Below are 12,447 nucleotides of genomic sequence, written 5' to 3'. Positions count from 1 at the left end.
CCCCGGGAATCTGATCCATGACCGACGTTCTGACCCGCCTTCTGGCCGACCGGGACTGGCTGCTGGCCGATGGGGCAACCGGCACCACCCTGTTCAACATGGGGCTCGAGGCCGGCGATGCGCCCGAATTGTGGAACATCGACGCGCCCCAGAAGATCACCGCGCTCTATCGCGGCGCGGTCGAGGCCGGATCGGACCTGTTCCTGACCAACAGCTTCGGCGCCAACGCGGCCCGGCTCAAGCTGCATGGTGCCCAGGCGCGGGTGGCCGAGCTGAACCGCGCAGCGGCCGGGATCGGGCGCGAGGTCGCAGATGCCGCGGGCCGCCCTGTCATCGTCGCCGGTTCGATGGGCCCGACGGGCGAGATCATGGAGCCGATGGGCACCCTGACCCACGCCGACGCGGTCGAGATCTTCCACGAACAGGCCGAGGCGCTGAAGGACGGCGGCGCCGATGTGCTCTGGGTCGAAACCATCTCCGCGCCCGAGGAATTCCGCGCGGCGTCCGAGGCAATAGCCCGCGCCGGCATGCCCTGGTGCGGAACGATGAGCTTCGACACGGCCGGGCGCACGATGATGGGGCTCACCTCCTCCGGCCTCGTCGATCTCGTCAACAAGCTCGACACCCCGCCACTGGCCTTCGGTGCCAATTGCGGCGTCGGCGCTTCAGACCTTTTGCGCACAGTGCTGGGCTTCGCCGCCCGGGGGGAAGAGCGTCCGCTGATCGCCAAGGGCAACGCCGGGATCCCCAAATTCGTCGAGGGTCATATCCACTATGACGGCACGCCCGAGCTGATGGCCGACTACGCCGAACTCGCCCGCAACGCGGGGGCGCGGATCATCGGCGGCTGCTGCGGCACGACGCCTGCCCACCTGACCGAGATGCGCCGGGCGCTGGAAACCCGCCCCAAGGGTCCGCGCCCGACGCTGGAGGAAATCGCCGCGCGCCTCGGCGGCTTCTCCTCCGCCGTGGACGGCACCGGTGGTGATGCGCCCGTCGGCCGCACCTCGCGTCGCGGGCGCCGGCGCGGCTGATCCATCAGGTAGGCGCGCACATGCCGGGCCTACAGCCCGACCCAGGGTCGCGTCTCAGAGCCCCGACAGCGGCAGGATAATCCCGGCGCAAACAGGCCACCTGCAACAGCTCAGCGCCCCGCAGTGGGCGCTGACGGACCGCGCCAGCAGCCGAACTGGCGCCATACCGGATCTCACGGCGCCGAACCGGCCCCCTGCATCTTCTCTTAAAAAATACTCCCGCCGGAGGCGCCGGCCGGCCATCTCGCGACCCCGCCCCCATTCGCGTCGCGCCAGCCAAGGGCAAACAAACCTGCGCGGCAGCGCTCCTCTCGGTCAGGCCAGGCTCGCCGCAGGGCCGCCGGCGGGACCCGCGTGGCTCAGCCGGCCTGCTTGTCGTCGACCGCGGCCGCGATAGCCTCGGCACGGGCGGCCAGTTCGGCCATGCTCTCGATCACGTTCGCGGGGATCACCGGCACCTCGACACGCTCGGGCGCGGGTTTCGGGGCCTTCTGCAGCGCATCGAGCTCGGCGTGCATCTGTTTGACCTGCGCCTCCATGCCGCGCAGCTGATCCTCCAGCCCGGCGGTCTTGTCGGCCAGCATCAGGCCCGCCATCAGCAGCATCCGCGTGTCCGGCATGCGGCCCATCTGGCTTAGGACCGAGGTCGCCTCGACATCCAGCAGGCGTGCGGCGGATTGCAGGTAATGCTCTTCGCCGCTCTGGCAGGCGACCTCGAACTCACGGTTGCCGATGGCGATCTTCACTTCAGGCATTCGACGCGTCCCCTTCCAGAATAGGCGCAAGTTCGGCAAGGATCGCCTCGATCTCGGCGCGGTCGCTGCGGTGCTGGGCGCGCAGCGCCTCAAGCTCGGTGCGCATCGCGGTGTCGATCAGCTCGGGGTCACCCACGCCGGCCTCGTTGGCCTGCCGCAAGGCATCATTATTGCCGCGCAGTGCCTCGGTCACGCCGCGCAGCTGCGCCACCTCGGCCTCGGATGCAGCGAGGGCCTGCGCCAGGCGCTCGCCCTCCGCCTCGAGCTCGGCCACCCGGGTATGCTGCTTTTCACGGATCGCGCGCACCCGCTCTTCCAGCTGGGCGGTCACCTCACGTTCGGATTCGAGTTCGGCCAGAAGCTGTTCGGCCGAGGGCAGGCCGGTGTCCACGGGCGCCGGCTCGGGCTCGGGCCCCGGTATCTGCAAAGGTACGATCCCGGTGCTGATCCGGTCGAGCGCGGCCGTCAGCCGCCGCTCCAGATCGCTGATGTCATCCATCTGTGCTGTTCCCCGCTCGCCTTCGTCCCTGCCGCGGGTCGGGGTGCCGCGACGGGGCGACACCGCGAATCGTCACGGCTTATCAACATCCTATTCTAGCGTGTTCACACGCGAATTCAGCCCCCCTTGCACTCGGCGGCGGCAGGGGTTTGCCCAAGGGCGCCCCTGCCAGGCTGCAAACGGCCCCGGGGGCAACGGGCCCGGCGTTGCGCCCATCCCCGCCTCCGTTACCGGGCGGCCTGCACGAAACCCCCCATTCACCGAATATCATGCAGGAATTCCACAATCGAGGTGGATGCGCCCGAAGAAGCGCCCTCGAAATGCGCCCGAAGCGCGACCACCCCTTCCGTGCGCCGCCCGCGCCGGACCGGGACAGTTCGGAACACCATGGACATGCGACGCTGCGGCAGGGCCCGTCTCGCGCAGAGCTTGAACTTGGATGCAGGGCTGCTATCACCGCCGAAACCGCTAACAGAGGGGTCTCGCCCGTGGAAATCGCCGAACTGAAAGACCGTTTCTCCGACCACTGGTCGCAGGCCGCGGCGCTGCGCATGCTGACGATCGATGCCGTCGAAAAGGCCGGCTCGGGCCATCCGGGCATGCCGATGGGCATGGCCGACGTCGCCACAGTGCTGTTTTCGAAGCACCTGAAATATGACGCCTCCGTCCCTGAATGGGCCGACCGCGACCGCTTCATCCTGTCGACCGGCCATGGCTCGATGCTGATCTACGGCCTTCTTTGGCTGACCGGCACGCCGGGCATCACGCTGGACGACATCAAGAATTTCCGCCAGGTCGGATCCCCGACCGCGGGCCACCCCGAGTACGGCCACATCCGCGGCGTCGAGACGACGACCGGACCGCTGGGCCAGGGCCTGGCCAATGCGGTGGGCTTTGCCATCGCCGAAGAGGCGCTGCGCGCCCGCTTCGGCAAGAAGATCGTAGACCACCGCACCTGGGTGCTGGCCGGCGACGGCTGCCTGATGGAAGGCATCAGCCACGAGGCCATCGCCCTTGCCGGCATGCAGAAGCTGTCGAAGCTGACGGTTCTCTTCGATGACAACGGCATCTCGATCGATGGCGACGTGAAGAAGGCCGACATCACCGACCAGCGCGCCCGGTTCGAGGCCTGCGGATGGCACACCATCGCCGTCGACGGGCACAACCCCGAGGAAATCGACGCCGCGATGGAAGAGGCCAAGGCGCAGGATCGCCCGACGATGATCGCCTGCCGCACCACCATCGGTTACGGCGCGCCGACCAAGCAGGGCACCGCAAAGGCGCATGGCTCGGCCCTGGGCGACGAAGAGATCGCCAAGGTGCGCGACGCCTACGGCTGGCACCACGCGCCCTTCGAGATCCCCGAGGACGTGAAATCGGCGTGGGAAGGCTTTGGCCGTCGCGGCGCCGAGGCGCATGCCGACTGGCAGACCCGGTTCGACGCGCTGTCGGACAACCGCAAGGCGCTGCATGACCGGATCACCAAGGGCGAGGCGCCGAAGAAGCTGGCCCCCACCATCCGCGCGCTGAAGAAACAGGCCAGCGAGGGCCTGCCCAAGGTCGCCACGCGCAAGGCCTCGGAAATGGTGCTCGAGGTCGTGAACCCGGTGATGCCCGAGACGATCGGCGGCTCGGCCGACCTGACGGGGTCGAACAACACGCTGACGGCGGATCTGGGCATTTTCACGCCCGAGGACCGCAAGGGCCGCTACATCCACTACGGCATCCGCGAACATGGCATGGCCGCGGCGATGAACGGCCTGTGGCTGCACGGCGGCGTGCGCCCCTACGGCGGCACCTTCATGTGCTTCACCGATTATGCCCGCGGCGCGATCCGCCTGTCTGCCCTGATGGGCGTCCCCGCGGTCTACGTGATGACCCATGATTCCATCGGCCTGGGCGAGGACGGCCCGACGCACCAGCCGGTCGAGCACCTGTCGATGTGCCGCGCCACGCCCAACACCTGGGTATTCCGCCCCGCCGACGTGGTCGAGACCGCCGAGGCCTGGGAACTGGCGCTGACCACGACGTCGACGCCCTCGATCCTGGCCCTGTCGCGCCAGGGCCTGCCCACCGTGCGGACCGAGCACAAGACCAAGAACCTCAGCGCCCAGGGCGCCTATGTCCTGGCCGAGGCCGAGGGCAAGCGCCAGGCGATCCTGATGGCCACCGGTTCCGAAGTCGAGATCGCGATGAAGGCCCGCGAGATGCTGCAGGCCGAGGGCATCGGCACGCGCGTCGTTTCGATGCCCTGCATGGAGCTCTTCGCCGAGCAGGACGAGCGCTACCGCAAGCGGGTCCTGCCCGCGGGTCCGGTTCGCGTGGCGATCGAGGCCGGCGTGCGGCAAAGCTGGGATCGCTGGCTGCTGGGCGAACGCGGCCGCGAGGCCAAGCAGGACTTCGTCGGCATGGAAGGCTTCGGCGCCTCGGGCCCGGCGCCCGAGCTTTACGCCCATTTCGGCATCACGGCCGAGGCGACGGTCGAGAAGGTCAAGGCTCTGCTCTGACCTTGGGGTTGCCGAATTGAGCGCCTTCGGCGCGCGCCATATTGTCGAAAGCGCCACCCTTCGGGGTGGCGCTTTTGCCTCCGGCGGGAGTATTTTCGAAGAGAAGAAACCAGGGGCGCTCGGGTGATGAACCCGATGCGAGGGTGCATGTCGCGCTCGGGCCTATCGGGCTGGATCGGGGGCTGCCGCCACGCAGAGAAGCCCCCCGGCGATGGCCCAGTTCTTGACGAAGATCGACATCTGCCACGGGTCGGCGGGAATGTAGTGAAACCAGCTGGTGAAGGCCGTGTAGAGGGCAAGGGACAGCGCCACGGGCCCGCGCCAGAGGTTCAGGGCGAGGCAGAGGCCCGCCGCCGCGTTATAGGCAAGGGCCGGCCAGACCAGCGCTGCCGGCAGTCCCTTGGACGCGAGAAGCTGCATGACCGGCTGGGGATCGGCCGTCTTCTGCGCGGCACCGGCGAGGAAAAGTGCGGCGAGCAGCCAGCGCCCGAGGGCATCGGCGATTTTCCGCGGGCGAAGGTTTTGCACGGAGGGGGCGCGCGTCATGCCCTGCGCCGCTCTGGCCAGGGCGGGGCTCGTCTGGCAAGTTGCGGGGCGACAGCTGCGGAGGGCCCTGCCCCATGACCAACTCCATTGCCCTGGGCCTCGGGCTGGCCATCCTTGTCGCGCTGGGGATCAATTTCTGGTTCGGCTTCGACGCGCACATCTTCCTCGCAAAGCAATTCGTCGACCTGATCCAGGTCATGGCCTTCTGGCGATAGCCACCTAGTGTTGACCTCGGGCGCGAAAAGCACAAGGTAACGCGCAAAGCGCATCAGCGAGGAGAAAGACATGAGTGTCAAAGTCGCCATCAACGGCTTCGGACGGATCGGGCGCAACGTGCTTCGCGCGATCATCGAATCCGGCCGCACCGATATCGAGGTCGTGGCGATCAACGATCTGGGTCCGGTCGAGACCAACGCCCATCTTCTGCGCTACGACAGCGTGCACGGGCGGTTCCCGGCCGAGGTGAAGACCACCGAGGACACGATCGACGTAGGCCGCGGCCCGATGAAGGTCACCGCGATCAAGAACCCGGCCGAGCTTCCCTGGGGCGATGTCGACATCATCCTGGAATGCACGGGCATCTTCACCTCGAAGGAGAAGTGCCAGCCGCATCTGGAGACCGGGGCCAAGCGGGTCCTGATCTCGGCCCCGGGCACCGGCGCGGACAAGACCATCGTCTACGGTGTCAACCACGAAAGCCTGACCAAGGACGACATCGTGGTGTCGAACGCCTCGTGCACCACGAACTGCCTGAGCCCCGTTGCCAAGGTGCTGAACGACGAGATCGGCATCGTGAAGGGCTTCATGACCACGATCCACAGCTACACCGGCGACCAGCCGACGCTGGACACCATGCACAAGGATCTCTACCGCGCGCGCGCCGCGGCGCTGTCGATGATCCCGACCTCGACCGGTGCCGCCAAGGCCGTGGGCCTGGTGCTGCCCGAGCTGAACGGCAAGCTGGACGGCGTCGCGATCCGCGTGCCCACGCCCAACGTGTCGGTCGTGGACCTGACCTTCGAGGCGGCGCGCGACACCAGCGTGGACGAGATCAACGCCGCCATCCGCAAGGCAGCCGACGGCCCGCTGAAGGGCGTGCTGGGCTACACGGATGAGAAGCTGGTCAGCACCGACTTCAACCATGACAGCCATTCGTCGATCTTCCACACCGACCAGACCAAGGTGATGGAGGGCACGATGTGCCGCATCCTGACGTGGTACGACAATGAATGGGGCTTCTCGAACCGCATGGCCGACACGGCCGTGGCGATGGGAAAGCTGCTCTGATCTGACGGGGCCCCGGCCCGGTCTTACCCTGAATGCGAGTGCGCCGCCGGTTTATCCGGCGGCGCGCTTTTTCATATCGGCGGTTGCTTCATCCCTGAAGCATCCGAGTTGCTACTGGCAAAGGCGGAAGCCGCCGTTGCGGGCCTTGATATCCAGGTGCAGGTGGTCGTCATGGGCGGCGTTGCTGCCCGGTCCGAGAACGGTGGTGAAATAGAGGCAGGCGCTGGCCTGCGCGGCCTTCTGGACCGATTCCTCGAGGCTGCCGGTGCGTTCGCGCGGTTCGATGACCAGCGGGTCGCCCTCGGAGAACCCAAGCGCCATGATGTCTATCGCATTGCCGAACGAATGCTCCGAGGCCCGTTGCGTGGTATCCCCGTTCCGGCCACGGCACACATAGGCCGAGCCTTGCCGCAGTTCGGTCAGGTGGCCGCGGTCGGGCAGACGCGCGGCGGCGGGGCGCAGGACGTCGGCCACCCAGTCGGCCAGCGCCAGAGCGGTGTCGCAGCGCAACGTGGCCTCGGGCGTCAGGGCGATGCCCGGGGCCACCTCGCTCACCACCACCGGGCGAGCAATGCCGCAGTCGCGGTCGGCAGGGTCGGTAACGGCAGGCTCTTCCCGCCACGTCGCGCCAAGCCGGTCGAGTACCGCGGTGCAGGCTGCGAACTCAGCCTCGGTTTCGGCCAGATCCTCGTAATGCGGCGGGCCGGCGGGGGGCTCCGGCGCGGACGCGTCGGCATCCGCGGTCTCGCTCTCCTCGGCCGGGTTGCCGTCGCTTGCGGGCACGGCGTTCGGCGCGGGAGCCTCCTGCCCCGCCACGTCTGCCGCCGGATCCTCGGCGTCAGGCTGCGCTTCCGTGTCGGACGTCTGCTTCGCGGCGGGCGCGGTGTCGGGGGGCGTTGCGGACCCTGAGGGGGCCGAGGCCACGGGCGCCGCGTCGGGCTCAGGCTGATCGGCGGGCTCGGCTGCCTCAGTCTCGTCCGCTTCTTGCGGGGCCGCGGGGGCCCCGAACTGCAGGCTGGGCGTCTGAGGGGCATCCGCGCCCGTCTCCGGCGCTTCGGGGCGGGTCTGCGGGCGCGGCGCGGTTTCGGGCGGATCGATCTGCGCGACACCGGCGCCCGCCGCGAGGGCGAGGACCGAAACGAGCACCGCAAGGCGCAGCCCGCCGGCGCGCCGGCCCAACCGAGGTGTCATTCGACGAACTCCACCACCGCGCGCGAGCGCTCGACCATGCGGCCCAGTTCGGTCACGTCCCAATTCGTCAGGCGCACGCATCCATGGCTGTTGTTCTTGAAAAGGCTAGAGGGGTTGGGCGTGCCGTGCAGCCCGTAGGTGGGCTTAGACAGGTCGATCCAGACCGACCCCACGGGGCCATTCGGCCCCGGCGGGATCGTCAGGAACTCGTCGTTGTCGCCCTGCTGAAAGTTCTTTGAAGGATCGTAGCTATAGGTCGGATCCCACGCCACGGCCTCGACTTCGACGACGCCCGAGGGCGACGGCGTGTCCGACGACCCGATCGTCACCGGGTAATTCGCGATCATGCGTCCCGTCGCATCGAAGGCCGCCAGACGCGAGGTCTGCTTGCGCACCTCGATCCGGGTCACGGTGCCCTGCTGGTCGGCCCCGGGGTTGGCGACGGTCAGGGTTTCGCCGGGCACGAAGGCGGCGTCGGGATTGAGCTGTTCCAAGAACTCTTCGTCCATGTGGAACCGCTCGGCCAGTTTCTCGGCGACGCTGGTATAGCCCAGGTGGTCAAGCTGCGCCATCTCACCGTAATCGCTGGGCAGCGGAGCGGAGATGTCGGCGACATCGGCATCGGTGATCGTATAGCTCTGCAACATCGGCATCGCGCTGTCGCCACCCAGAAGCTGCCAGACCTCCATGTCCAGCACCCCGTCGGCGGGCAGGCCCAGCCGGACCTCGAACGCGTGGATCGCGCTTTCGGACATGCCGCCCTTCCAGCCGTCGATCACACCCGGAGAGACGCCGGCGCGGTCGAGCAGGATCTGCAGCCGCGCGGTCAGGGCCGACTGTTTTTCGGGCAGCGGGCCACCGTCGTAGCGCGCCGCCTCGATCTGATCGGGCGTGGGCGGGAGAGGTCGCGAAGCCTGCTGCTGGCCCGAAGCCACGTCATCGCTGGCCGGGTCAGAGGCGGAGGTGCCGTCCGGCTCCGTGTCGCCCGTTGTCGCGTCGGGCTGCGCGGCCTGGGGGTCCGGCATTCCCTCTGCCGACGCGCCGCCGGCATCGGGTTGCGCCATGGGGTCCGATGTCGCAGAGGGATCCGTGCCGCCCTGGGTGGTGTCCCCCTGGTCGGTCGAGGTCAGCGGGCTGACCGTCACGTTGCCGACGCCCGTGGTGCCGGGCGCGGCGACGGGCGGCTCGGAGGCGGGGGCCTGCGGCGCGTCCCGTTCCAGTAGCCTGCGGACCTCATCGCTGGTCGGTTGGCCGGACTGAGCCAGGCTGGCGGTGGCGGTGAAAACCAAGGCAGTGGCCAGGGCGGCTTTGGACATCAAGATACCTTCCTAAAATAGGCCGCGGCAGGGATGATGCGGCCTTGGGTAACATAAACCTGCCGCCAACGTCTCAACCAGCCCCGGGGTTCACGCTGACGCGGGTGTGACCCGGGCGTTATCGTTCGAATTGCGGGGAATGGATCGGTGCGACGACCTCTGTCCTTCGCCGGTCAAGGGCTCTCGTGAGGCGATCCCGGGCTCCTGCTGCCCCTACCCGAGCCTTGCAGTTTCTGCATTGCAGCACGACCGAAACCTCGCTTGTCCGGCGCTAACGGAATGGGCATTTTCCCAGTGACCGGAACGAAGACCGGACCACCTGAACCGAACCGAACGAGGCACAGAAATGAAACTCTTCACGACCCTTCGCAGCGCCGCCCGCCGTCGCGCCGCCTACAACCGCACCGTCGCCGAGCTCTCCAACATGTCCGTGGACACTGCTCTCGACCTCAACATCTTTCACGAAGACGTCCACAGCATCGCCCGCCGCGCCGTTTATGGCCGCTGATCGGGCGCCGGAGACCGATCCCTCCGGACAACGACTGCACTGCATGTGACGCGGGCAGGCCAGAACGGCCCTGCCCGCTTCGCTTTTCAACCGGCCTTTCCCGTCGGGATGTGACTTAGCCAGCCCCCCGCCTGATTTGGCCCTGCCCGAGCTATCCCGACCGGCCTCTCCTGCCGGATCAGCCCCGCCGGATCGGCCCGACATTCAGGCCTTTCGGGCGAACTTGGAAATCAGGGCGTCGCGCACTTGGGGCGTGACAAAGCTTGAGACATCACCGTCCAGCCGCGCGATTTCCTTGACCAGCTTCGACGCGATCGCCTGGTGTTCGGCCTCGGCCATCAGGAACACCGTCTCGATCGAGTCGTCGAGAAGCCGGTTCATCCCGACCATCTGGTACTCGTACTCGAAATCCGCCACGGCGCGCAGCCCGCGCACGATGATCCCCGCGCCCACGTCGCGCGCGCAATCGATAAGCAGGTTCTCGAAGGGGTGCACGACGATCTCGGTCGAGCCATTCAGGGCGGCTGCCTCGGCCTCCAGCATCGCGACACGTTCCTCCAGCGAAAACAGGGGGCCCTTGTCGCGATTGATGGCGACTCCGATCACCAGGCGATCCACCAGCGCCGCGGCGCGGCGGATGATGTCGAGATGCCCGTGGGTGACCGGGTCGAAGGTGCCCGGATATAGTCCGATCCGCATGTCGTCCCCTCCTCGCGTTGGGGCGCACGCAACAATATTGCGTTACCGGACGCAAGCGGTTTTCCCCCGGGGCGTGCTTAGACGCTCGGCTCGGCCACGGGGCCGGGCGCCGGCGGGAACGACGATCGCGCCGACGGCGGACCGGGCCCGGGCGGCACGGCCGAGACGTCGTAACCAGCGCGGCACGTGGCGCTACAGTTCGGTGCGGGCGCTAGCGCCCCATCACCATCCCTTCCAGCGCATCCCGCTCCATCGACAGTTCGGACAGCCGCGCCTTGACCACGTCGCCGATCGAGATCAGGCCGATCATCCGACCGTCGACCAGGACCGGCATGTGGCGGAACCGCCCCTCGGTCATGTGGGTCAGGACGGTGTCGGCGGTATCGTCGGGCGCGCAGACGCGGGGATCGGCCGTCATCAGCTGCGCGACGGTGTCACTCAGGCAGTCGGGTCCGCGCCGCCCCAGTTCGCGAAGGATGTCCCGCTCGGACAGGATGCCGCGAACCGACTCGCCGTCTTCGGACACGACGACCGCGCCGATCCGGCGCTTGGACAGGATCTGCGCCGCGTCCGATACCGTGGCCGTGGACGAGATCGTGACGACCCCGTCGTCGGACTTGGATTTCAGGATGTGCTGGACCAGCATGGTGACCTCCCCTTCATGCACGCCTTAGCCCAAGCGTCGGCGCCGCACGCCCGATCTGTCAAGTCCGGCGCGGAGGACACGGCGCAGGCGGCGCGGCGCCGCCGCTTTGCCGCCCGCGCGTCGGCGGGCTTTGTCCCGGCAGAAGGCCGCCGCGCCTGCGGCGTTGCGGAAACGTCACTTCACTTCTGCGTCATGCCCAACTAAGGCCAGTGCGAAGAAAATGGATTGGAGACGCCCCATGCGCATCGCGGTTCTTGGCGGAGACGGTTTCGTCGGATGGCCCACGTGTCTGCACCTGTCCGAACTCGGGCACGAGGTGCATATCGTCGACAATCTCAGCCGCCGCTGGATCGACACCGAACTGGGCGTGCAGTCGCTGACGCCGATGGATTCGATTCAGGAGCGCTGCCGCATCTGGCACGAGGTGACGGGCCGTCGGCTGCACTTCCACCTTCTCGATCTGGCCGAGGATTACGAGCGGGTGAAGCACTGGCTGGCCGAACACAAGCCCGACGCCGTGATCCACTTTGCCGAACAGCGCGCCGCGCCCTATTCGATGAAGTCCGACCGGCACAAGACCTACACCGTCGACAACAACGTCCGCGCCACGCATAACCTGCTGGCCGCGCTGGTCGAAACCGGCATCGACGCGCACCTGATCCACCTCGGCACCATGGGCGTCTACGGCTATTCCAGCGTCGGCGCGCCGATCCCCGAGGGTTACCTCGACGTCGAGATCGACACGCCCTCGGGCAAGAAGGCTCAGGAGATCCTCTACCCCACGCGCCCCGGCTCGGTCTATCACATGACCAAGAGCCTCGATCAGATCCTGTTCCAGTTCTACGCCCAGAACGACGGGCTGCGTATCACCGACCTGCACCAGGGCATCGTCTGGGGCACGCATACCGATCAGACCCGGCGGCACGAACAGCTGATCAACCGTTTCGATTACGACGGCGACTACGGCACCGTGCTGAACCGCTTCCTGATCCAGGCGGCGATCGGCCATCCGCTGACCGTTCACGGCACCGGCGGCCAGACCCGCGCCTTCATCCACATCCAGGACAGCGTGCGCTGCATCGAGCTTGCGCTTGGCGAGGCGCCGAAACAGGGCGACCGGGTGCGGATCTTCAACCAGATGACCGAAACCCATCGCGTCCGTGACCTGGCCGAGCTGGTGGCACGGCTTTCCGGCGCCAAGGTCGCCAACCTGCCGAACCCACGCAAGGAAGCCGCCGAAAACGACCTGATCGTCAAGAACGACCAGTTCCGCGCGCTGGGGCTTGACCCGATCACCCTGCAGGACGGCCTGCTGGAAGAGGTCGTCGAGGTGGCCAGGAAATACGCCCACCGCGTCGACCGCAGCCGCGTTCCGGCCGTCTCGGGCTGGACCCGCGAACTGGGCGCGGCCGTCGAGCGTGACCCCGAGGGCCGCGCGCTACGCTCGGCCTCCTGATGC

13 protein-coding genes are annotated in these 12,447 nt (G+C 67.7%); 6 read left to right on the top strand and 7 right to left on the bottom strand.

What is annotated here, in order from left to right:
• Nucleotides 1-17: 17 nt before the first annotated feature.
• Nucleotides 18-1,034 carry a betaine--homocysteine S-methyltransferase gene (gene bmt / locus EKE94_RS02030; RefSeq protein ID WP_127904926.1) on the top strand — a complete coding sequence of 339 codons (1,017 nt, stop codon included), beginning with the start codon at nt 18-20 and terminating at the stop codon, nt 1,032-1,034.
• Nucleotides 1,035-1,393: 359 nt separating this feature from the next.
• Here the strand turns inward: bmt and EKE94_RS02025 are convergent, their stop codons facing one another.
• Nucleotides 1,394-1,789, bottom strand: a complete 396-nt coding sequence (locus EKE94_RS02025; protein ID WP_127904925.1) for a cell division protein ZapA — start codon at nt 1,787-1,789, stop codon at nt 1,394-1,396.
• Nucleotides 1,782-2,288 carry a hypothetical protein gene (locus EKE94_RS02020; RefSeq protein ID WP_127904924.1) on the bottom strand — a complete coding sequence of 169 codons (507 nt, stop codon included), beginning with the start codon at nt 2,286-2,288 and terminating at the stop codon, nt 1,782-1,784. Before EKE94_RS02020 ends, EKE94_RS02025 begins: the two co-directional genes overlap by 8 nt.
• A gap of 488 nt (nt 2,289-2,776) precedes the next feature.
• On the opposite strand from EKE94_RS02020, the gene tkt reads away from it, so the two are divergent.
• A complete protein-coding gene (gene tkt / locus EKE94_RS02015) occupies nt 2,777-4,795 on the top strand; it encodes a transketolase (RefSeq protein WP_127904923.1) in 2,019 nt (672 codons plus the stop codon).
• A gap of 162 nt (nt 4,796-4,957) precedes the next feature.
• Here tkt and EKE94_RS02010 read toward each other — a convergent pair whose 3' ends face one another.
• Complete coding sequence (locus EKE94_RS02010; protein ID WP_127904922.1) at nt 4,958-5,341, bottom strand: DoxX family protein; 384 nt, start codon at nt 5,339-5,341, stop codon at nt 4,958-4,960.
• A gap of 74 nt (nt 5,342-5,415) precedes the next feature.
• Here EKE94_RS02010 and EKE94_RS18540 point away from each other — a divergent pair, with 74 nt between their 5' ends.
• Nucleotides 5,416-5,556 carry a hypothetical protein gene (locus EKE94_RS18540; protein WP_164870793.1) on the top strand — a complete coding sequence of 47 codons (141 nt, stop codon included), beginning with the start codon at nt 5,416-5,418 and terminating at the stop codon, nt 5,554-5,556.
• Nucleotides 5,557-5,626: 70 nt separating this feature from the next.
• The gene (gene gap, locus EKE94_RS02005) at nt 5,627-6,628 is read left to right on the top strand and encodes a type I glyceraldehyde-3-phosphate dehydrogenase (RefSeq protein WP_127904921.1); all 1,002 of its coding nucleotides are present in this window, start codon (nt 5,627-5,629) and stop codon (nt 6,626-6,628) included.
• Between the two features lie 111 nt (nt 6,629-6,739).
• Here gap and EKE94_RS02000 read toward each other — a convergent pair whose 3' ends face one another.
• Entirely contained in the window at nt 6,740-7,819 is a 1,080-nt protein-coding gene (locus EKE94_RS02000; RefSeq protein ID WP_164870792.1) for an extensin family protein, read from the bottom strand.
• Nucleotides 7,816-9,135, bottom strand: coding sequence for a L,D-transpeptidase family protein (locus tag EKE94_RS01995; RefSeq protein WP_235855862.1), 1,320 nt, complete (start codon nt 9,133-9,135; stop codon nt 7,816-7,818). The genes EKE94_RS02000 and EKE94_RS01995 overlap by 4 nt, the downstream gene beginning before the upstream one ends.
• 346 nt (nt 9,136-9,481) lie before the next feature.
• Here EKE94_RS01995 and EKE94_RS18535 point away from each other — a divergent pair, with 346 nt between their 5' ends.
• Nucleotides 9,482-9,643 carry a hypothetical protein gene (locus EKE94_RS18535; protein WP_164870791.1) on the top strand — a complete coding sequence of 54 codons (162 nt, stop codon included), beginning with the start codon at nt 9,482-9,484 and terminating at the stop codon, nt 9,641-9,643.
• 204 nt (nt 9,644-9,847) lie between these two features.
• Here EKE94_RS18535 and coaD read toward each other — a convergent pair whose 3' ends face one another.
• Together coaD and EKE94_RS01985 are read right to left on the bottom strand one after the other, a co-directional pair.
• Nucleotides 9,848-10,342 (bottom strand): pantetheine-phosphate adenylyltransferase, encoded by a 495-nt coding sequence (gene coaD / locus EKE94_RS01990; RefSeq protein ID WP_127904919.1) that lies wholly within the window; start codon nt 10,340-10,342, stop codon nt 9,848-9,850.
• 211 nt (nt 10,343-10,553) lie between these two features.
• Entirely contained in the window at nt 10,554-10,988 is a 435-nt protein-coding gene (locus EKE94_RS01985; RefSeq protein ID WP_127904918.1) for a CBS domain-containing protein, read from the bottom strand.
• 238 nt (nt 10,989-11,226) lie between these two features.
• Between EKE94_RS01985 and EKE94_RS01980 the strand changes: the two genes are divergently transcribed.
• Nucleotides 11,227-12,444 carry an NAD-dependent epimerase/dehydratase family protein gene (locus EKE94_RS01980; RefSeq protein WP_127904917.1) on the top strand — a complete coding sequence of 406 codons (1,218 nt, stop codon included), beginning with the start codon at nt 11,227-11,229 and terminating at the stop codon, nt 12,442-12,444.
• Nucleotides 12,445-12,447: the final 3 nt, after the last annotated feature.

The organism is Mesobaculum littorinae (genome assembly GCF_004011175.1).
Classification (GTDB): Bacteria; Pseudomonadota; Alphaproteobacteria; order Rhodobacterales; family Rhodobacteraceae; genus Tranquillimonas; species Tranquillimonas littorinae.
Note: the sequence above shows the minus strand (reverse complement) of the source record. Positions and strands in the feature narration are given on the sequence as shown.